Below are 20,544 nucleotides of genomic sequence, written 5' to 3'. Positions count from 1 at the left end.
GGCAAACCTTCCTCAAGCGTCCCGTGTGACAACATCCATCTGTCGTCCACGGCACCTCAACTTCGCGAACCCTCCTGCACTGGAGGGATTTGTTTTTGTCGGCTGCACGCGGCAGACCTACTCAACGTATTGCAACGCACATGCCATTTTCGAGAAAGCTCCTACACCCCGTATTACACGCGGGTTTGCGAATTCCACAGGGGTTAAACTCGGCGTACACGATGGCGGATTTCCGCCCGAAGGCCGCTCCCTGTTCCGGGATTTGGCGGATATCCGCCTTGTTCAGCCCCCACCCCCTGCTACCATCGCCCGCTTAACGGACGGATTTTTTGTCATGCGCCAACGCACGATCGCCAGTCACTTCGCCCGCGCTGCCCTGGGCGGCGCACGTCGCCAGGGGTTCGACTATTTTCCTTTGCTGCAACAGTTGGGCATCAGCCCTGAGCTGCTGGATGAACCGCGCGCGCGAATCGCTCCGGAACAGTTCACCCGCCTGTTGCAAGCGCTGTGGCAAAGCCTGGACGACGAATACCTGGGGTTCGGCCGGGGCCTGAGCAAACCCGGGACGTTTGCCATGATGTGTCACGCGCTGATCCACTGCCGCACCCTGGGTAAAGCCCTTCAGCGCGGCCTGTTGTTCTACAGCCTGTTCCCTGATGCCCCGGACCTGACGCTGGAGACCGAAGGCGAGCGAGTACGCCTGGTGCTGGACGACTCGACGTTGCGGGACCCGGATCATTTCCTGAGTGAAAGTCTGCTGGTGATCTGGCATCGCCTCGGCAGTTGGCTGATCGGCCAGCGGATCGACCTGGAACAGGCGACCTTCGGCTACGCCAAGCCCGCCCACGGTGCCGAATACGACTTGCTGTTTCCCTGTCCGCTGGTGTTCGAAGCACAACGCTGCAGCCTGTTGTTCCACCGTCGCTACCTGGACATGCCGTTGCTGCAGGACGAACGGACCCTCAAGCATTTCCTCGAGCGCTCCCCCGCCGACCTGCTGTCGCGACCCGACGATGGCCACAGCCTGAGCAGCCAGTTGCGCCGCCTGCTCAGCCGCGACACGGCACGCTGGCCCGACCTGGACAGCGTCGCCGCGCATCTGCACATCAGCCCCCAGACCTTGCGCCGGCATCTGCGAGAGGAAGGCACCAGCTTCCAGGAGCTCAAGGATCAGCTGCGGCGGGATATCGCCATCTATCACCTGGGCCGCGCGGACCTGTCGTTACAGCAGATTGCCGAGCAGTTGGGATTCTCGGAGCCGTCGGCGTTTCACCGGGCGTTCAAGAAGTGGACGGGGGTGACGCCGGGGGCTTATCGGGAGCAGGAGAATTGAGTGGTGAGATCCAACTTCTGTGGGGAGCCCGCCGCTCCCTTCGCGAGCAAGCCCGCTCCCACAGTTGATCTGCGGCGAACACAGATTTGTGGCTATTGAAGATCCAGCGTGGGAGCGGGCTTGCTCGCGAAAGGGCCCGCTGACACAGCGAAATATTCCAGTCAAACCACCGAAAAGTGAATCCTGAAAGCCGCCCCGCCCAGCTCGGAATCCCCCAGGGTCAACCTGGCGCCGTAGCTTTCGATGATGTCCTTGACCACCGCCAGGCCAATGCCCTGCCCCGGGTGCTGGCGATCCAGCCGTTCGCCACGCTGGAGAATCCGCGCGCGTTGATCCGGTGGCACGCCCGGCCCGTCATCCTCGACGCATAACTCAATACCGCCAAGCGTCTGGTGCACACTGACGCGCACCTCGCCCAGGCAGAGCCGATAAGCGTTTTCCAGCAGGTTGCCGAGCATCTCCAGCAAGGCGCCCTGTTCGATCGGCACCTGGCAGTGCTCTGGCAGGTCGAAACTGACATTGACCCGTTTGTCGCGATAAACCTTGTCCAACGTGTCGCACAGGCTTTGCAGCACCGGGCGCAAGCGCACCTGATGGCGCACCAGCCCGCTTTTGCGCAGGCTGGCGCGCTGCAGCTGATAGCCGATCTGCTGGCTCATGCGCTCGATCTGGGTTTGTAGCACCCAGGCCTGCCCACGATCCTCGGGGCGCCGGGCCATGTCTTCGCTGACGCCCTGCAACACCGCCAGCGGGGTTTTCAGGCTGTGGGCCAGGTCATCGAGAGAGTCGCGGTAACGGCTACGCTGCTCCCGCTCGCTGTCCAGCAGGCGATTGAGGGAACCGGTCAGGCGCAATAGCTCGCGGGGATGCTCGGTACTGAGGCTTTCCCGCGCTCCACTTTCAATTTCGTCCAGCTCCTGACTCAGCCGCCGCAATGCCCGAAGCCCCCAGGTCAGGCCGATCCACAACAGGGCCAGCAGCACCAACAGGGCGGCGCCAAAACCCAGGTAGAGATTGTCCCGCAACCCTTGCAGGGTTACCTCGTAGTCGCGCACCGGTTGCAGGGTGACGATGCTGAACGCCGCGCTCTGGCCGCCGAGCAGCTTGATCTCGACGTCATAGACAAAAAATTCCTGGCCGTCGTTCTCGCGGATGCGCGCGAACTGGTTGCCCTGGCCGTCATAGCGCGGCGTGTAGTTGATGTTTTCTTCCTGGGTCGCCTTGGATCGCCAGACCAACCGCCCCTCACGATCATAGATGTAGCCCAGCAGGCGGGCGTCGGCGAGGTTGAAGCGCTCATCGGGCAACTGTGCCGGCATCTTCAATTGCTTGTTTTCCACCCGGGCGGCGGAAATCAGGGTGGTCACGTCCGAAGCCAGGCGTTGCTCGATGGACTCCTGCAACGCCAGGCTGAACGCACCTTGCATGGCCGGTAACAGCGCCAGCATGAACAGTACCGCCAGGGTCATGGCGGCCAGCATCAAGCGCAGGCGTAGCGAACGAATCACTGGCAGCGCTCGTTGAACAGGTAACCCAGGCCACGCACGGTGTCGATCGGCTTGAAGCCGGCCGGCGCTTCCAGTTTACGGCGCAAGCGTCCCACCAACACTTCGATGACGTTGGGATCACGCTCGTCGTCATCGGGATAAAGCTGCTCCATCAAGCGGTCCTTGGCGACCACTTGCTGATGATGGCGCATCAGGTATTCCAGGATGCGGTATTCATAGGCGGTCAACGCCAACGGCTCTTCGCCGAGGGACGCCTGCTTGCGGTTGAGGTCCAGCACCAGCGGACCGGCGACGATGGTCGACTGGGTGAAACCACTGGAGCGGCGCAACAGGGCATTCAAGCGGGCCTCCAGTTCTTCGAACTGAAACGGCTTGACCAGGTAGTCGTCGGCCCCGGCGGCCAGGCCTTCGACCTTGTCCTGCCAGTTACCCCGGGCGGTCAGGATCAGGATCGGGAACGCCTTGTCCTGGGAACGCAGCCGGCGGATCAGCTCCAGCCCGCTGATGCCCGGCAAGCCCAGGTCAATCACTGCCAGGTCGTGGTTGAACTCATGGACTTGATACAAGGCTTCTTCAGCATTGGCCACGGCCTGCACCACATGGCCGCTGTCGGTGAGACGGGTTTGCAGGTGATGACGCAATAACGCTTCGTCTTCGACAACCAGTAATTTCATGGAGCCTCTCCCCAGGCAAATCAAACAGTCCAGCATTGCGCCTCGCAACGAAAGGCGCCGGATCGTCTTGGGCCGATCCGGCGCAATGCACTCACCATCGACCGCTTAGAACGTGTAGTTGGCGGACAGGTAAGTCTGGGCACTGCTGGTCAGGTCCAGCGAGCCGACCTTGCCGCCACCGTGCGGGCTCATCTCAGTGCTGGCGTTGCTGCGCAGGTAACGGTAACCCAGTTCCACCGAGGTGTTCTGCGAAATTTGTTGCAGGACGCCCCCCTGCAAGCCCACCGCGTAGCCGATGTCAGTGTCGCGGCTGTAGCCAGGGGAATCCTGGGTCAGTTTGGTCAGGCCCGCCGTGCCGCCGCCGAACAGTTTGGTACTGGCGGTCACCGGATAGAACACGTCGTAGCTGCCCAGCAGATTTTCCTGGCGCAGTTTGATGCCATTGTGGGTCCCCGAGACATTGTCGTAGGTGGCGTAGTAGCGACCCTGGTCGTTTTGCCGGCCCAGGCGCACACCGTAAGTGGTGTCCTTACCGATGATGCCGTCGGCGTTGGGGTTGTTCAGGGCACTGTCCAAGGCATCGGATTTCTTTACCTTGTCACTGGTCTGGCCGAGGGTCAGGCTGGCGAAGTTGTCATCGGCGTGGGCCATGGCGCTGACGCCCAACACGGTGAAAGCCAACAGCAGTTTTTTCATCTGAGTCATGGTCAAGCTCCTTTGAAGCGTGAAGTGTGTGTGAAGTCGCAGTCACGTTAACCAGCACTCCCTGAACACCTCTTGAACGTTCTCTGAACCTGCGCTGAATGAATCGGCTAGTCTGTTCGAACTACTTTTTAAGGAGATCCGTCATGCGCAGGTTGCTTGCTGTTGTCCTTCTGGCCCTGAGCGGTACGAGCCACGCCGCCATTCAGACCCAAGAGATTCCCTACAGCAGTGCCGACGGCACAAAGCTGATCGGCTATTACGCCTATGACGACGCCATCAAGGGTCCACGCCCGGGCGTGGTGGTGGTGCATGAATGGTGGGGGCTGAACGATTATGCCAAGCGCCGCGCCCGTGACCTCGCGGGCTTGGGCTACAGCGCCTTGGCCATCGACATGTACGGCGATGGCAAGAACACCGAGCACCCCAAGGACGCCATGGCCTTCATGCAAGCGGCGCTCAAGGACGGCAAGGCAGCCAGTGCGCGCTTCCAGGCCGGGCTCGACCTGCTGAAGAAACAACCCCAGACCGACCCGGACAAAATCGCCGCCATCGGTTACTGCTTCGGCGGCAAGGTGGTGCTGGACGCGGCACGCCAAGGTGTACCACTGGCCGGTGTGGTGAGCTTCCACGGCGCACTGGTGACCAACACCCCGGCCACGCCTGGCAGCGTCAAGGCCAGGATTCTTGTCGAACACGGTGCGCTGGACAGCATGGTCACCGGGGACAACGTGAGCGCGTTCAAGAGCGAGATGGACAAGGCCGGCGCCGACTATAAATTTGTCAGCCTCAAGGACGCCAAGCACGGCTTCAGCAACCCGGACGCCGACCGCCTGAGCCACGGCGAACATGGCGGGCCGGACATTGGCTACAACAAAGAAGCCGATGAAAAGTCCTGGGCGGATATGCAGAAGTTCTTCAAGAAACTTTTTAACTGACGCAGACCTTGTGGCGAGGGGATTTATCCCCTCGCCACAAAAGCTCGGCCCCACTACCCAGCGCCAAGCCAACCCGGCAAAATGCCGGGCATGAATGCACTCCCCGCCCTGCCCGCCTGCTGTACGCCTCTGGATGAACACTGGCTCCTGCCCGATGCGCTGCCCAATACCGTGCTGCTGAGCACCCGCTTCGATCCGTTGCTGCTGAGCGGCAATGACTTTTTGCACAGTGCCATCGAACCACCCGCAAGCATCCAGCGTTCGGTGGCCAAGCGTCAGGCGGAGTTTCTTGCCGGGCGGATCTGCGCCCGAGCGGCGTTGCGCCAGTTGAACGGCCAGACCTGCGTGCCGCCCATCGGCGAAGATCGCGCCCCCGTATGGCCGGCCCATGTCAGCGGTTCGATCACCCACAGCACGGGTCGGGCGGCGGCCATCGTCGCCAGGAAAGATCACTGGCAAGGCTTGGGCATGGACCTGGAAAACCTGCTCGACGCCGAACGGGCCGAGCGCCTGGCTGGCGAAATCCTCACCCCGCCCGAGCTCCTGCGCATGACCACCCTCGCGCAAGATGAGCGGGCATTGCTGGTGACCCTGACCTTTTCAGTGAAGGAAAGCCTGTTCAAGGCGCTGTACCCGATCGTCGGGCAGCGCTTTTATTTCGAGCATGCCGAAGTGCTGGAATGGACACACAGCGGACAGGTGCGACTTCGGCTACTGACGAACCTGTCGACCGAGTGGTGCCATGGCAGCGAGCTGCAGGGGCAGTTTGGGGTCAAGGATGGGCAGTTGTTGAGTCTGGTGGGGATCAAGGCCTGAACTCTGTAGTGCCTGGAAGGGCCCCATCGCGAGCAAGCTCGCTCCCACATTGGAATGCGGTCCTCTGTGGGAGCGAGCTTGCTCGCGATGAGGCCGGCACAGGTGCCACACCTCTCAAGACCTATCCTGATGCCTCGGCCAACTCAAGCTGAAACAGGCCCCACCCAGGCTCTTGCTCTTGCCGACCAACGCCCGGCCGTCGTGCCAATGAATGATCCGTCGCACAATCGACAACCCCAACCCATGACCACCCGAAGCACGGGCGCGGCTATCGTCCAGGCGCAGGAAAGGCTTGAACACTCGCTCCCACGCCGCCTCCGGCACGCCCGGCCCATCGTCCTCGACGTCGACCCGACAACGCAACTGGCCCACCTGATAGCTGACGGTCACCCGCGAGCTGGCGTGGCGCATGGCATTGCCTACCAGATTCTGCAGGGCGCGGTGCAGGAAGCGTGGCTCGGCCTCGACCCAGGCGCCGTCACAATCGGCGGCGGACAGGCATAGACCGCGCTCGACCGTAACCCCCACCCGCAGCGGTCCCAACTCCTCGATCACTTGATTGACCAACGCATCCAGATCCACCCGCTGGAAATTCAGGGCCGGCGAACCCTGCTCCAACCGCGCGTAGGTCAACATCTCGTCCACCAGTCGATCGAGGTCTTCGATGTCGTGGTCCATACCCGCCAGGTATTTGTCCCGGGCCTGGGGCGTGGTGGCGCTGCCGAGCATTTCCAGGCCAAAACGCAGGCGTGCCACCGGGGTACGCAGTTCATGGGACACCGCGCGCACCAGCTCACGCTGAATCGCCAATAGCTGCTGCAAATGCTCGGCCATGCCATTGAACGCGGCGGCCAACCGCCCCACCGAGTCGGCCCCCCGGGCCGGTACGCGGGTTTCCAGGCTGCCCTGGGCGATCTGGGTCGCGGCCGATTCCAGGCCGCGCAGGCGCCGCTCCAACTGGCGCACCAACAGATAGACGATCAAGCCGATCAGGCTCAGCCCCAGCGCCGCGATCAACACCAACCATTGCGGTGGATAAGGGTTCATCTGGTACAGCGGGCCGATCTCCAGCACCCACGGCGTACCGACCATGCCGGCGAACACCCGGATCGAATCGCCGCCCTTGCCCAGCGCCATCACCGTGTCGCCCTCGGACACCCGACGGCGCTGGTCTTCGTCCATGTCCGCCGCCGCGACAGTCATCAGGCGCAGGTCGAAACCGAAACCTTTTTCCTGCTTGAGTTGCGCGAGCCGTTCAGGCTGCTCGCCGACCGGGTAGCGCACCAGCTCGTCGGCCAGCAGGTAGATGGTCGCCCGGGCCAGTTGCTCGCTGATCTGTTGGACCTCCCCCACCAGCATCAGTTGTTCGCCATCGCTGACCAACCGATAGACCTTCGCCGCATGGGGCCCGGTCTGCTCCACCAATGCCTGGCCGCGCAGCACGCCAGTGCGCTGGCGGAGGTCCAGGTCGGTCTGGGCAAAGGTCTGCAAGGCCAGGGGGATGCCGAGCAGGCGCTCCCACACCGCCAACGCCCGCCGACGCTCGGTGTCGTTCATTGCCCGCAGGTTGTCGGCCATCAAGGAAAACGTACCGTGGGCCAGGCGCTCGCGGTATTGCTCGCTGCGGGTCTGGTTGAGCAGATGCAAGGCCAACACGCCGAGTACCGCCACGAGCACCAGTGCGGCACACATGCCGCCATAGATGCGCAGGAAGATCGAGTTCACGGCGCCGGGTCTACGCAAGCTTCAGGAACGAACAGGTAGCCTTTGCTGCGAATGGTCTTGATCAGCCGTGGATGGTCCGGGTCGTCGCCGATCTTGGGGCGGATGCGCGAGATGCGTACATCGATGGAGCGGTCCTGGCCGTCATAACCGATGCCACGCAGGGCCGTGAAAATTTCCTCCCGGGACAGTATGCGTCCTGCATTGGACACCAGCAGCCACAGCAGGTCGAATTCGGCACTGGTCAGTTCGATGCCATTGCCCTGCAACCAGGCTTCGCGCAAGGCGTTGTCCACCACCAGCGGACCGAATTGCAGGCGCCGCTGCTTTTGTGGCCCCGACGGTTCCGGTTCGCTACGCCGCAGCAAGGCCTGGATGCGCGCCAATAGCAAACGCGGGCGCACCGGCTTGCAGACGTAGTCGTCGGCGCCCAGGTCCAGGCCCTGGATCTGATCGGTGTCATCGGTGCGGGCGGTGAGCATCAGGATCGGCCCGTCGTAATGCGCGCGCACCTTGCGGCAGATGCTCAGGCCGTCCTCGCCGGGCAGCATCAGGTCGAGAATCACCAGGTCCGGCTGCTCGGCGATGATCCGCGCCGCCGCCACGGCGCCGTTACCTTCGATGGCCACGCGCAGGCCGTTGCTTTCAAGGTATTCACGGGTCAACTCGGCCAGACGCTGGTCATCCTCGACGATCAATACCTGCCAGGCTTCTTGTTCCACGGGGGCCTCGTCTTGTTGCGAATATAAAAGGAAGGATCGGCACTCACCTGTGGCGAGCAAGCTCCCTCGCCACAAAAGGTGCCCACTCCAGGTATTCGAACACAGCGCCTCCCCCATCTTTTTGTCATGTTAAAGGAGGATAAACATGCTCATGCACGGGCCGATTGTATAAACGTCGCCCTCGGAGAAAACAAGCGGACAAATGCATTCGGTCGCGCGCGACTTGTGTGGTAACGTCCGCGCCCGAAAAAACCATCGGGCTGTTTTCGAGCCGTCAAAACGATGAAAAAAGGTCCACTCCAGCTAGGTCGCGGCCTACAGAGCAGTTCCACGTTTCGCACACAAATTACGCACAGGCTTATCCACAGGTAGTACGTTGCATTCACCCCCCAAAACGCATTATCTTGTAGCCCGCCGCGTAAAAAACCCTACATGTAGGGTTTTAGGCCAAAAACCAAACACAAGTCGGACAGAGAATTCAAGCGCTTTTCTTGCTTCTGTCTACCTGAAACAGCGCATTTTTCCCAAGCCCAGACCGCCCCTGCGGATGGCAACTGTTTCAAGGTCGAAAACGACCGAAACGGTACGGGTGTTGCAGTCCATTGCTGCCACCCCGCAATCCGGTTTCGAGCCTTGGCTTGGAACCCAAGAACTTCGGATGGAAGCGGCATTTAACGCCTGCCTCCTACTGTCCCGAAGTTGTTATGCCCGGCGCCAGTCGGTTGTAGTGCTTCAGGACGGAACGGTGGGCACCGTGATGGTGCCCAAACAAACATAAAGAACGTGGAGACACCCATGCACACCGACACAACTCGCGAGAACCCGCAGGGCACCGCGCCGCTGGCCGCCGATTCGAGCCCGGATCTGTCCGCCACCGCGCCGGGCCAACTGCGTGTGATCAAGCGTAACGGCACTGTCGTTCCTTACACCGATGACAAGATCACCGTCGCCATCACCAAAGCGTTCCTCGCAGTTGAAGGCGGCACCGCTGCCGCTTCGTCGCGAATCCACGACACCGTGGCCCGCCTGACCGAGCAGGTCACCGCGACCTTCAAGCGTCGCATGCCATCGGGCGGCACTATCCACATCGAAGAAATCCAGGACCAGGTCGAACTGGCCCTGATGCGTGCCGGCGAGCAGAAAGTGGCTCGCGACTACGTGATCTACCGTGATTCGCGCGCCAAGGAACGTGCCATCCGCACCCCGGCCGACGCACCGGTACAAGCTCACCCATCGATCCGCATCGCCCGCGCCGACGGCAGCCTGGCGCCGCTGGACATGGGCCGCCTGAACACCATCGTCACCGAGGCCTGCGAAGGTCTGGAAGAAGTCGATGGCGACCTGATCCAGCGCGAAACCCTGAAGAACCTCTATGACGGCGTCGCACTCAAGGACGTCAACACTGCGCTGGTGATGACCGCGCGCACCCTGGTGGAACGCGAGCCGAACTACTCCTTCGTGACCGCCCGCCTGCTGATGGACACCCTGCGTGCCGAAGGCCTGAGTTTCCTGGAAGTCGCCGAGAGCGCGACCCACCACGAGATGGCCGACCTGTACGCCAAGGCCCTGCCGTCCTACGTCGCCAAGGGTATCGAATACGAATTGCTGAACCCGGTGCTGGCCGAATTCGACCTGGAAAAACTCGGCAAGGCCATCAACCACGAGCGCGACCAGCAGTTCACCTACCTGGGCCTGCAAACCCTGTACGACCGTTACTTCATCCACAAGGATGGCGTGCGTTTCGAACTGCCGCAGATCTTCTTCATGCGCGTGGCCATGGGCCTGGCGATCGAAGAGAAACAGCGTGAAGACCGTGCCATCGAGTTCTACAACCTGTTGTCGTCCTTCGACTACATGGCCTCGACCCCGACCCTGTTCAACGCCGGTACCCTGCGTCCACAGCTGTCGAGCTGCTACCTGACCACCGTGCCGGACGACCTGTCGGGCATCTACGGCGCGATCCACGACAACGCCATGCTGTCGAAATTCGCCGGCGGCCTGGGTAACGACTGGACTCCGGTTCGCGCGTTGGGCTCGTACATCAAGGGCACCAACGGCAAATCCCAAGGCGTCGTGCCGTTCCTCAAAGTGGTCAACGACACTGCGGTCGCGGTCAACCAGGGCGGCAAGCGCAAAGGCGCGGTCTGTGCCTACCTGGAAACCTGGCACATGGACATCGAAGAGTTCATCGAGCTGCGCAAGAACACCGGTGATGACCGTCGTCGTACCCACGACATGAACACCGCCAACTGGATCCCTGACCTGTTCATGAAGCGCGTCTTCGATGACGGCAAGTGGACCCTGTTCTCGCCGTCCGAAGTACCGGACCTGCACGACCTGACCGGCAAGGCTTTCGAAGAGCGCTACGAGTACTACGAAGCCCTGACCGAGTACAACAAGATCAAGCTGTTCAAAGTCGTCCAGGCCAAAGACCTGTGGCGCAAGATGCTCTCGATGCTGTTCGAAACCGGCCACCCATGGCTGACCTTCAAGGATCCGTGCAACCTGCGCAGCCCGCAGCAGCACGTGGGCGTGGTCCACAGCTCGAACCTGTGCACCGAGATCACCCTGAACACCAACAAGGACGAGATCGCGGTCTGCAACCTGGGCTCGATCAACCTGCCGAACCACATCGTCGACGGCAAGCTGGACACCGCCAAGCTGCAACGCACCGTGAACACCGCCGTGCGCATGCTCGACAACGTGATCGACATCAACTACTACTCGGTGCCGCAAGCGAAGAACTCCAACTTCAAGCACCGTCCGGTCGGCCTGGGCATCATGGGCTTCCAGGACGCTTTGTACCTGCAGCACATCCCGTACGGTTCCGATGCCGCGGTCGAGTTCGCCGACAAGTCCATGGAAGCGGTCAGCTACTACGCGATCCAGGCTTCCTGCGACCTGGCCGACGAGCGCGGCGCCTACGAGACGTTCCAGGGTTCGCTGTGGTCCAAAGGCATCCTGCCGCTGGATTCGCAACAGATCCTGATCGCCCAGCGTGGCCAGAAGTACATCGACGTTGACCTGAACGAATCCCTGGAATGGGCACCGGTTCGCGCCCGTGTACAGAAAGGCATCCGTAACTCCAACATCATGGCCATCGCACCGACCGCGACCATCGCCAACATCACCGGCGTGTCGCAGTCGATCGAACCGACCTACCAGAACCTGTATGTGAAATCGAACCTGTCGGGCGAATTCACCGTGATCAACCCGTACCTGGTTCGCGACCTCAAGGCCCGCGGCCTGTGGGACTCGGTCATGATCAACGACCTGAAGTACTACGACGGTTCGGTGCAGCAGATCGAGCGCATCCCGCAAGAGCTCAAAGCGCTCTACGCCACCGCGTTCGAAGTGGACACCAAGTGGATCGTCGACGCCGCCAGCCGTCGCCAGAAGTGGATCGACCAGGCTCAGTCGCTGAACCTGTACATCGCTGGCGCCTCGGGCAAGAAGCTGGACGTGACCTACCGCATGGCCTGGTACCGTGGCCTGAAAACCACTTACTACCTCCGTGCCCTGGCCGCCACCAGCACCGAGAAGTCGACCATCAACACCGGCAAGCTGAACGCTGTTTCCAGCGGCGGCAACCACGGTGACGATTCGGTCCTGGCTGCTCCAGCAGGTCCGGCGCCAGTGCCAAAGGCCTGCGCGATTGACGAGCCGGATTGCGAAGCTTGCCAATAAGCTGAGTGGGTGGGCGCGTAAAGGCGCCTGCTGAAAGAAGCCCCCGATAGACCGCTGGTTTATCGGGGGTTTTCTTTTGCCTGCGGGAAAGTTCGCTAAAAAAAACGGCAAAGCCAGGGTTGTGGCTTTGCCGTTTGTGTTTATCTCACCGCAACATCCACTGAAAAGCGACGGATGCTGCGGTGGCCAGATGGCACTTAGACCGGAAGGGTGAAAGAGTCGCCGTTGTTGGTAAAGAACGTCTCGATGGTGTTTGCGCCTGCATACCAGTCTTTCAGGAAAACACCGGAATCCAGGTTGCCGCTCTGGTAATCGGCGGCATTGAAGATGTAGGCGCCTGTATCGATTCGGATAACCTGCACGTCGTTGACGCTCTGGATGTTTTTCAACGTGACCGTATCGGCACCTGTCGTTCCTGTATCTTCAATGGCGACCATGGTTTTGGAGTTGACCACGTAGGCATCCCCCCCTTCCCCGCCATAGGCGTCACCGGACGCATTCATGTTGAAGGTGTCAAAACCCGCACCACCATGAAGTTCATAGCCATAACCGGTTCCCGTCAAGGTGTCGTTACCATCGCCGCCATAGGCAATACCGGAAGAGACCGTCAGCGAGTCACTGCCAGCCTCGCCGTAAAGCACGCTGCCAGCGTCGTTACCGCTGCTACGCATGGTGTCATTGCCATTGCCGCCATAAAGCGTATCGGCCTCGACGCTGGTGGAAGGTGTCAATCCGAGAGCGCTGGTATCCGTTGCAGTACCGCCATAGATAAAGTCATCGCCATCACCGCCATAGAGCAAGTCGTTACCCGCACCACCTTCCAGCTTGTTCGAGTAGGCGTTGCCCGTCAGCGTGTCGTTGAATTGCGAGCCGATCAGATTATCGATATTGGCCAACACGTCGCCTTGGGCATCACCACCCGACGCGGTTCCCGCGAGCAGGTCGATCTGCACAGCATCGCTGCTGGTCAGGTACCAGGCACCGTCACCACGGCCCAAGCCATTGAGCGTGTCGGCGCCTGCACCACCGATAAAGTTTTCCGCAGCGGCGGTACTGCCGGTGAAAGTATCGGCCTGGGCAGTGCCTTGGAAAATCTCAATGGAGGTGTAGCTATCGCCTGCCGCGATACCCCCCACCAAAGGCGCACTCAGATCCAGCGTGATGCCTGAGCCTTCATTGGAAAAGCTCAGCATGTCCATGCCGGTGCCGCCATTGAAGACATTGACACCTGCGTCACCGACAAATACATCACTGTAATTGGAGCCTGTAATCACTTCGATGCTGCTGTAGGTATCCCCCGCCGCGATCCCGGTATGGACGCCCGTCTGCGTGTTGATGGTCAAGCCCGCGCTGCTGTCAGCGTAGCTGACCGTGTCGTTTCCGGCGCCGCCGATGAACTGGTCCGCACCCGCACCACCGAGCAGGAAATCATTGCCCACCCCGCCCGTGATGATGTTGTCCGAGGCGTTGCCGTAACCGACGAAGTTGCCCGTACCGGTGTAGGTCAGGCGCTCGACGTTGGCCGCCATCGTCAGGTTGAGGAGGTTCGTCTGGATTTCGTCATCGCCTTCGCCGGCCACTTCAATGACGTTGACCGACGTTCCGCCGACGATGTAAACGTCATCACCGGCACCACCCCTGAGGGCGTGCCCGGTGCTTTGGGCGGTCAGCCTGTCGTTGAAGGACGAGCCGACCACGGTTTCGAAGTTCGAGAGTTTGTCGCCTTGCGCATCACCGCCGACACCCACTGCGCCAGCAATCAGGCTGACGGTCACGGCACTGGCCGAGGTGGAGTAGTCGATGGTATCGATGCCGCCGGTACCGTCGAACTGGTCTGCCGCTTCGCTGGCGGTAAACGAATCGTGGTTCTGCGAACCCTGGATCGTTTCGATGCCCACGTAGGTATCGCCGGCAGCAATGCCACTGTTCACACCGGTCTTGGCGTTGATGTTCACCGCCACGTTACTGTCGGTGTAGCTGACCGTGTCGTTTCCGGCACCGCCGATGAACTGGTCCGCACCCGCACCACCGAGCAGGAAATCATTGCCCACCCCGCCAGTGATGATGTTGTCCGAGGCGTTGCCATAACCGACGAAGTTGCCCGTGCCGGTATAGGTCAGGCGCTCGACGTTGGCCGCCATCGTCAGGTTGAGGAGGTTCGTCTGGATTTCGTCATTGCCTTCGCCGGCCACTTCGATGACGTTGACCGACGTTCCGCCGACGACGTAAACGTCATCACCGGCACCGCCCCTGAGGGTGTGCCCGGTGCTTTGGGCGGTCAGCCTGTCGTTGAAGGACGAGCCGACCACGGTTTCGAAGTTCGACAGTTTGTCGCCCTGCGCATCACCGCCGACACCCACTGCGCCAGCAATCAGGCTGACGGTCACGGCACTGGCCGAGGTGCAGTAGTCGATGGTATCGATGCCGCCGGTGCCGTCGAACTGGTCTGCCGCTTCGCTGGCGGTAAACGAATCGTGGTTCTGCGAACCCTGGATCGTTTCGATGCCCACGTAGGTATCGCCGGCAGCAATGCCACTGTTCACACCGGTCTTGGCGTTGATGTTCACCGCCACGTTACTGTCGGTGTAGCTGACCGTGTCGTTTCCGGCGCCGCCGATGAACTGATCCGCACCCGCACCACCGAGCAGGAAATCATTGCCCACCCCGCCAGTGATGATGTTGTCCGAGGCGTTGCCGTAACCGACGAAGTTGCCCGTACCGGTGTAGGTCAGGCGCTCGACGTTGGCCGCCATCGTCAGGTTGAGGAGGTTCGTCTGGATTTCGTCATTGCCTTCGCCGGCCACTTCGATGACGTTGACCGACGTTCCGCCGACGACGTAAACGTCATCACCGGCACCGCCCCTGAGGGTGTGCCCGGTGCTTTGGGCGGTCAGCCTGTCGTTGAAGGACGAGCCGACCACGGTTTCGAAGTTCGACAGTTTGTCGCCTTGCGCATCACCGCCGACACCCACTGCGCCAGCAATCAGGCTGACGGTCACGGCACTGGCCGAGGTGGAGTAGTCAATGGTATCGATGCCGCCGGTGCCGTCGAACTGGTCTGCCGCTTCGCTGGCGGTAAACGAATCGTGGTTCTGCGAACCCTGGATCGTTTCGATGCCCACGTAGGTATCGCCGGCAGCAATGCCACTGTTCACACCGGTCTTGGCGTTGATGTTCACCGCCACGTTACTGTCGGTGTAGCTGACCGTGTCGTTTCCGGCACCGCCGATGAACTGGTCCGCACCCGCACCACCGAGCAGGAAATCATTGCCCACTCCGCCAGTGATGATGTTGTCCGAGGCGTTGCCATAACCGACGAAGTTGCCCGTGCCGGTATAGGTCAGGCGCTCGACGTTGGCCGCCATCGTCAGGTTGAGGAGGTTCGTCTGGATTTCGTCATTGCCTTCGCCGGCCACTTCGATGACGTTGACCGACGTTCCGCCGACGACGTAAACGTCATCACCGGCACCGCCCCTGAGGGTGTGCCCGGTGCTTTGGGCGGTCAGCCTGTCGTTGAAGGACGAGCCGACCACGGTTTCTATGGCCGTCAATGTATCGCCCTGAGCATCCCCACCCAGGCCAGTCCCTGTGATTAGATTGACTGTCACTCCTGCAGTCGAATTCACGTAGGACGCCGTATCGACACCTGTTCCTCCATTCAGGACGTCCGCGCCAGCGCCCCCCTCCAGCCAATCGTTGCCGTCCCCACCACTCAGCGAGTCATTCCCTGCTAACCCGTACAGCTCATCCGCGCTCGAAGTCCCAACCAGAGTGTCCGTACCCGATGTCCCATTTATCACTGCCATTATTTCTTCCTTGCCGTATTGATGAATCGGTTGTGCGTCGACTAATCAGCAGAGCCTCATCCTTCCCGGAAGGCCCGCTGAGCATGATCGCTGATCGGTTTAAGCAAATAAGACATGACGTTCCTCGAGCCGGTCTGGATCATCGACTCCACGGGCATTCCCGGCACCAGGGCAAGCCCTTGCAGCTTTGCCAATTCGCTTTGAGGAATCTTGATACCCGCCCGATAAAACCCTATTCCGGTACGTTCATCCTGAATCAGATCCGCTGACAACCGCACCACCGTGCCGGTCAATTCGGGCGTGGTGTTACGGTTGAACGCGCTCAAGCGCAAAGTCGCGGATTGCCCGACCGTTAGCTGGTCGATGTCCTGGGCACTGATTTTCGCCTCCACCAACAACTCATCGTCAGCGGGCACAATCTGCATGAGCCCCTCGGCCGGTGAGATGACGCCACCGATTGTGTGCACGGCCAGTTGCTGCACGCGCCCGGCGATAGGCGAGGTGATGTCGATGCGCTTGAGCTGATCGCTGGCCGTGATTTCCCGCTCGATCAATTCGCCCTGACGGGCCAGCAAATCTCTCAGCTCCTGGGACACTTCACTGCGGAAAGTCTGGTCAACCTGGAGTCGTTGCAACTCGGTCTCGGCGATCTTGCCCCGCGCCTCGGCAATGGAGGCCATCAATTGCCCACGCTCTCCGCGCAGCCGGGCGATCCCCCGAGCCAGGGCATTGACCCGGTCAAGGGTCATCATGCCTTTGTCGAACAGCTTCTTGACGGCCTGGTATTCGCTATCGATCAGTTCGACTTCTTCCAGCTTGGTTTTCTGCTGGATGTCGTGGCCGGCAATGGTTTCGTTGAGTTGCTGGACGCGCTCGCGCAGTTGCTTCTTCTGACCTTCGCGGGAAGCGCGGCGGTCAAGGAACAATTGCTGCTCGATGGCCATGACCGACTTGGCCTCATCCAGACTCATGCGGGTCAGCAACTCTTGGGGTATCGCTACTTCGCGGGCATTGTCCCGCTCGGCCTCCAAGCGGGCGAGACGGGCCCAAGCCTGGTTCAATGATTTACTGACGATGGCCTGGCTGGCGGCGGGCAATGTGGCGTCGAGGCGCAAAAGCACGTCCCCCGCAGCGACCGCCTGCCCTTCCTTGACCAGGAGTTCAGCGACAACGCCACCGGTAGGATGCTGGACAGTCTTGACGCTGCCTTCCACGGCAACCACGCCCGTAGCGATGACGGCGCCGGACAGGTTGGTGCACACCGCCCAGGTCAACCCTCCACCGAGCAGCACCACCAATGAGATCGCCCCCCAGCGCAGATGACGGGACAAGGAATCGGTCAGGGTAATTTCTTGATCGCTATGCATCAGTTGGATGCTCCCAGTTCCACGACATTATTGGAGGGCCGTGGGGGTGCTACAGGAGCTCGTTTAAGGACGACATCCCTGGGACCGTAAGCGGCTTGCACGCCGTTCTCGAGGATCAGTACCTGATCGATCACCGACAAGATATTGGTGCGATGGGCAATCACCACCACAATGGCACCCCGGGCCTTGAGCGCCAGGATGGCCTTGGCCAGCGCCTGTTCGCCTTCGGCGTCGAGGTTTGAATTCGGCTCATCCAACACCACCAGGAACGGATCGCCAAACAATGCCCTGGCCAGCGCCACCCGTTGTCGTTGGCCGGCCGAGAGGTTGATACCCCCCTCGCCCACTTGAGTCTCATAACCTTGAGGCAGTTGCAGAATCAGCTCATGGACCCCGGCTAACTGCGCAGCGCTGACAATCGCGCTGTCCTGTGCCGAGGGGGCCAACCGAGCGATGTTCTGGGCGACGGTTCCGGTAAACAGCCCAACGCTTTGCGGCAGATAACCGATCAACCGGCCTCGAGCCTGCTCGGTCAGCAGATCCAGCGGCGCGCCATCGAGCCGGACATGCCCGCGAGCCGGTGCCCAGGCATTGACCAACACGCGCGCCAATGACGACTTGCCCGATGCGCTCGGCCCCACCACACCAACGGCGGTGCCCGCGGCAACCATGAAGTTGATATTTTGCAAGGTCAGGCGCTGTGCGCCGGGCGGCGCGGCGAAAACACTTTCGACCTGCAAACTGCGATGGGCAGCGGGCAGCTCGGTCTTGCTCTGGGCATCCGGGAACAGCGAGAACACTTCCAGCAGCTTCTTCCAGGCGATCTGGGCACCCAACAGGCTGCGCCACGTGGCAATGACCTGCTCCGCCGGTGCCAGAGTCCGCGCCACAATAATCGAGGCCGCGATCATCGTGCCACCGCTCAAGTCGCCTTGGATCACCAGCCATGCGCCCAGGGCCAGGGCGGCCGACTGAACGACCTGGCGCAAGGTCTTGGAAATGCCACCGTAAAAGCCGCCAATGTCGATCGAGCGGCGCTGCAGGGTGATGAAGGTGCTGTGATTTATCTGCCAGATATTCGACGTGTTGGCCAACATGCCCATGGCCATCAGCGCTTCGGCGTTCTGGTGAGCTTGCTGACCCAGGTGATTGCGCTTGTTCAACGCATCGGCCGAAGCCTGCATCAGTTTGCGGGTTTGCCGGTCAGTGATCAGGGTCAGACCAATGAGGATAATCATCAGGCCGGCGGCCAAAAGGCCGAACAACGGATGAATATAAAAGCAAACCGCAAGGTAAACCGGCATCCAGGGCAAATCGAAAAAAGCCACCAGGCCCGGTCCGCCAATAAAACCGCGAATCTGATCCAGCTCCTGGGCCGGCTTCAACGCATCGCCGGTAATGGGCGTTTTCAGCGACGCACTGGCGATGACATTGAAGACCTTGGCGGACAACGCCAGATCCAGCGAGGAGGCAATTCGAACCATGACCCGGGAGCGAATGACATCCAGCAGGCCTGAAAGCGCATAAACCCCCAGCGCCAGCAGCCCCAGGGCGATCAGGGTCGGGACGCTCTGGCTGGGAATGACCCGGTCGTAGACTTCCAGCATGAACACCGGGCCAACTAGCGCCAGAATATTGATCACACCGGAAAACAGCGCAGCGCCCAGCAGCCCCCGACGCAGTACCGATTTCAATGAAGGTGCAACGACAGGCGCACTGATAGCGTTCTGGGGTTTCAACTGGTATCCGTCCCTTGGTTTTCGTGACATCCCTGTCGTCAGTCAATACAGACTCGATGACAGTCGTATGGAAACTTGACGCTCGGTGAGCGTTTGGGACTGAAGTGCAAGTTCCGCACCAGCCAGCCGACAAACGGTCGTTATTCCGTGAAGAATTTCGCGCATAAAAAAACCGATGCCTCGGGACATCGGTTTTTTAAAACAGCCAGCTATCAAGTCATCTGAATGATGGTCTGCATGATGGTGCTCTGGGTGGAGATGGTCTTGGCGTTCGCCTGGTAGTTGCTTTGCGCCTTGATCAGCTCGACCAGTTCGTTGGTCAGGTTGACGTTGGACTCTTCCAGGGAGTTGGAGACGATCGAACCCAGGGTGCCGGTTTGCGGGGCATCATAGCCCGGAATGCCCGACGCAAAGGTCTCCTTCCAGCTGGTGCCGCCCACAGGCTGCAGGCCTTGTTCGTTGGTGAAGCTGGCGAGCGCCAGCTGGCCAATCGGCTTGGTCTGGTTGTTGCTGAAGTTGGCCAGCAATACACCGCTGCCGTCGATGGTCAGGTTGGTGATCTGGCCAGTGGCGTAACCGTTCTGGGTCGGAATCGAGCGCGCGGTGTCGGCGTTGTACTGGGTGGTGTTGCCCATGGAGATCGTGATGGTTGGCGCACTGGCGGCACCGTTGGCGGTCCACACGCCGTTGGTTACGGTGCCTGGCACCCAGCCGGTCAGTACCAAATCGCTGTTGATAGTCGCTGGCGGGGTGCTGACCTGGACCAGCTTACCGCTCGAATCAAAGGTCATGGTCGAAGGAACCGGTGCGGTCACACCCGTCGTAGTCGGCAAACTGCCGTTCAGGTTACGACCATCGATCAAGGTATAGACATTCCAGGTGTTGCCGGCAGTCTTGACCATGTATTGGTCCATGGAATGCTGGTTACCCTGGGTGTCGTACACCGGGGTGGTGAACTGCTTGGTGAAAGTGGCCGTATCGGTAGGATTGAACGCCGCCGTGATCGGCAACGCCGTCGAGTTCAGGTTGATCGTCGACGAAACCACGCTGGTGGCAGTCGGCGGCAGGTTGGAGGTGTCGATGCGCAGGTCGGTCAAAATACCGTTGAGGATATTGCCATTGGCATCCACACCATAGCCCTGCAGGCGCGAGGTGCCATCGGTGTTGGTGATGAAGCCATCCTTGTCGGTCTTGAACGTACCGGCACGGGTGTAGCTCAGGGAACCGTCGTTACTCAGGACAAAGAAGCCGGAACCCTGGATCCCCATGTCCAGCACGTTGCCGGTGTTGTTGACGTCACCCTGGCCGAACTGCTGGGAAACGTTGGCCAGGCGCACGCCGTTGCCGACGGTCTTGCTGCCCGAGCCGAGTCTGGTGGCCGAGTAGACGTCTTCGAATTCCGCACGGGACGATTTGAAACCGGTGGTCGCCACGTTGGCGATGTTGTTACCGGTCACGTCCAGATGTTTGCTGGCAGCATAGAGACCGCTAAGGCCGATGTTGAAAGACATGTTCCACTCCTTTTGCCGG

13 protein-coding genes are annotated in these 20,544 nt (G+C 60.8%); 4 read left to right on the top strand and 9 right to left on the bottom strand.

Features of this window, described 5'->3' with window-relative positions:
• Positions 1–334: 334 nt before the first annotated feature.
• Positions 335–1,333 carry an AraC family transcriptional regulator gene (locus ACWNZ1_RS16795; protein ID WP_135846770.1) on the top strand — a complete coding sequence of 333 codons (999 nt, stop codon included), beginning with the start codon at positions 335–337 and terminating at the stop codon, positions 1,331–1,333.
• A 161-nt stretch (positions 1,334–1,494) separates the two neighbouring features.
• Here ACWNZ1_RS16795 and ACWNZ1_RS16790 read toward each other — a convergent pair whose 3' ends face one another.
• The 3 genes from ACWNZ1_RS16790 to ACWNZ1_RS16780 all read right to left on the bottom strand — a co-directional run bounded on the left by ACWNZ1_RS16790 (position 1,495) and on the right by ACWNZ1_RS16780 (position 4,220).
• Positions 1,495–2,841: an ATP-binding protein gene (locus ACWNZ1_RS16790; protein ID WP_135846771.1), complete on the bottom strand. Its 1,347-nt coding sequence runs from the start codon at positions 2,839–2,841 to the stop codon at positions 1,495–1,497.
• Positions 2,838–3,515 (bottom strand): response regulator, encoded by a 678-nt coding sequence (locus ACWNZ1_RS16785; protein WP_456027752.1) that lies wholly within the window; start codon positions 3,513–3,515, stop codon positions 2,838–2,840. Before ACWNZ1_RS16785 ends, ACWNZ1_RS16790 begins: the two co-directional genes overlap by 4 nt.
• Positions 3,516–3,620: 105 nt before the next feature.
• Positions 3,621–4,220: a hypothetical protein gene (locus ACWNZ1_RS16780; protein ID WP_135846773.1), complete on the bottom strand. Its 600-nt coding sequence runs from the start codon at positions 4,218–4,220 to the stop codon at positions 3,621–3,623.
• A gap of 143 nt (positions 4,221–4,363) precedes the next feature.
• Between ACWNZ1_RS16780 and ACWNZ1_RS16775 the strand changes: the two genes are divergently transcribed.
• Positions 4,364–5,155: a dienelactone hydrolase family protein gene (locus ACWNZ1_RS16775; protein WP_135846774.1), complete on the top strand. Its 792-nt coding sequence runs from the start codon at positions 4,364–4,366 to the stop codon at positions 5,153–5,155.
• A gap of 90 nt (positions 5,156–5,245) precedes the next feature.
• Positions 5,246–5,971 carry a 4'-phosphopantetheinyl transferase family protein gene (locus tag ACWNZ1_RS16770; protein WP_256453613.1) on the top strand — a complete coding sequence of 242 codons (726 nt, stop codon included), beginning with the start codon at positions 5,246–5,248 and terminating at the stop codon, positions 5,969–5,971.
• Between the two features lie 114 nt (positions 5,972–6,085).
• Here the strand turns inward: ACWNZ1_RS16770 and ACWNZ1_RS16765 are convergent, their stop codons facing one another.
• Together ACWNZ1_RS16765 and ACWNZ1_RS16760 are read right to left on the bottom strand one after the other, a co-directional pair.
• Positions 6,086–7,696 carry an ATP-binding protein gene (locus tag ACWNZ1_RS16765; RefSeq protein WP_135846776.1) on the bottom strand — a complete coding sequence of 537 codons (1,611 nt, stop codon included), beginning with the start codon at positions 7,694–7,696 and terminating at the stop codon, positions 6,086–6,088.
• The gene (locus tag ACWNZ1_RS16760; protein ID WP_135846777.1) at positions 7,693–8,415 is read right to left on the bottom strand and encodes a response regulator; all 723 of its coding nucleotides are present in this window, start codon (positions 8,413–8,415) and stop codon (positions 7,693–7,695) included. Before ACWNZ1_RS16760 ends, ACWNZ1_RS16765 begins: the two co-directional genes overlap by 4 nt.
• A 795-nt stretch (positions 8,416–9,210) precedes the next feature.
• On the opposite strand from ACWNZ1_RS16760, the gene ACWNZ1_RS16755 reads away from it, so the two are divergent.
• Positions 9,211–12,102, top strand: coding sequence for a ribonucleoside-diphosphate reductase subunit alpha (locus tag ACWNZ1_RS16755; protein ID WP_456027751.1), 2,892 nt, complete (start codon positions 9,211–9,213; stop codon positions 12,100–12,102).
• 197 nt (positions 12,103–12,299) lie between these two features.
• Here ACWNZ1_RS16755 and ACWNZ1_RS16750 read toward each other — a convergent pair whose 3' ends face one another.
• The 4 genes from ACWNZ1_RS16750 to flgE all read right to left on the bottom strand — a co-directional run bounded on the left by ACWNZ1_RS16750 (position 12,300) and on the right by flgE (position 20,525).
• Positions 12,300–15,908 carry a beta strand repeat-containing protein gene (locus tag ACWNZ1_RS16750; RefSeq protein WP_456027750.1) on the bottom strand — a complete coding sequence of 1,203 codons (3,609 nt, stop codon included), beginning with the start codon at positions 15,906–15,908 and terminating at the stop codon, positions 12,300–12,302.
• A 56-nt stretch (positions 15,909–15,964) separates the two neighbouring features.
• The gene (locus tag ACWNZ1_RS16745; RefSeq protein ID WP_256453614.1) at positions 15,965–17,275 is read right to left on the bottom strand and encodes an HlyD family type I secretion periplasmic adaptor subunit; all 1,311 of its coding nucleotides are present in this window, start codon (positions 17,273–17,275) and stop codon (positions 15,965–15,967) included.
• On the bottom strand, positions 17,275–19,014 hold the full coding sequence (locus ACWNZ1_RS16740; RefSeq protein WP_456027749.1) for a type I secretion system permease/ATPase: 1,740 nt from the start codon (positions 19,012–19,014) through the stop codon (positions 17,275–17,277). Before ACWNZ1_RS16740 ends, ACWNZ1_RS16745 begins: the two co-directional genes overlap by 1 nt.
• 212 nt (positions 19,015–19,226) lie before the next feature.
• Positions 19,227–20,525 (bottom strand): flagellar hook protein FlgE, encoded by a 1,299-nt coding sequence (gene flgE, locus ACWNZ1_RS16735; RefSeq protein WP_256453616.1) that lies wholly within the window; start codon positions 20,523–20,525, stop codon positions 19,227–19,229.
• Positions 20,526–20,544: the final 19 nt, after the last annotated feature.

It is taken from the genome of Pseudomonas sp. CFBP 5748 (assembly GCF_053850495.1).
The sequence above is the reverse complement of the archived record's forward strand: the minus strand, read 5'-3'. Positions and strand labels throughout refer to the sequence as shown.

Bases quoted from the DNA above. Each gene is read 5' to 3' on its own strand.
- ACWNZ1_RS16795 (WP_135846770.1), top strand. From the start codon at position 335: ATGCGCCAACGCACGATCGCCAGTCACTTCGCCCGCGCTGCCCTGGGC.
- ACWNZ1_RS16785 (WP_456027752.1), bottom strand. From the start codon at position 3,515: ATGAAATTACTGGTTGTCGAAGACGAAGCGTTATTGCGTCATCACCTG.
- ACWNZ1_RS16780 (WP_135846773.1), bottom strand. From the start codon at position 4,220: ATGACTCAGATGAAAAAACTGCTGTTGGCTTTCACCGTGTTGGGCGTC.
- ACWNZ1_RS16775 (WP_135846774.1), top strand. From the start codon at position 4,364: ATGCGCAGGTTGCTTGCTGTTGTCCTTCTGGCCCTGAGCGGTACGAGC.
- ACWNZ1_RS16770 (WP_256453613.1), top strand. From the start codon at position 5,246: ATGAATGCACTCCCCGCCCTGCCCGCCTGCTGTACGCCTCTGGATGAA.
- ACWNZ1_RS16755 (WP_456027751.1), top strand. From the start codon at position 9,211: ATGCACACCGACACAACTCGCGAGAACCCGCAGGGCACCGCGCCGCTG.
- ACWNZ1_RS16750 (WP_456027750.1), bottom strand. From the start codon at position 15,908: ATGGCAGTGATAAATGGGACATCGGGTACGGACACTCTGGTTGGGACT.
- ACWNZ1_RS16745 (WP_256453614.1), bottom strand. From the start codon at position 17,275: ATGCATAGCGATCAAGAAATTACCCTGACCGATTCCTTGTCCCGTCAT.
- flgE (WP_256453616.1), bottom strand. From the start codon at position 20,525: ATGTCTTTCAACATCGGCCTTAGCGGTCTCTATGCTGCCAGCAAACAT.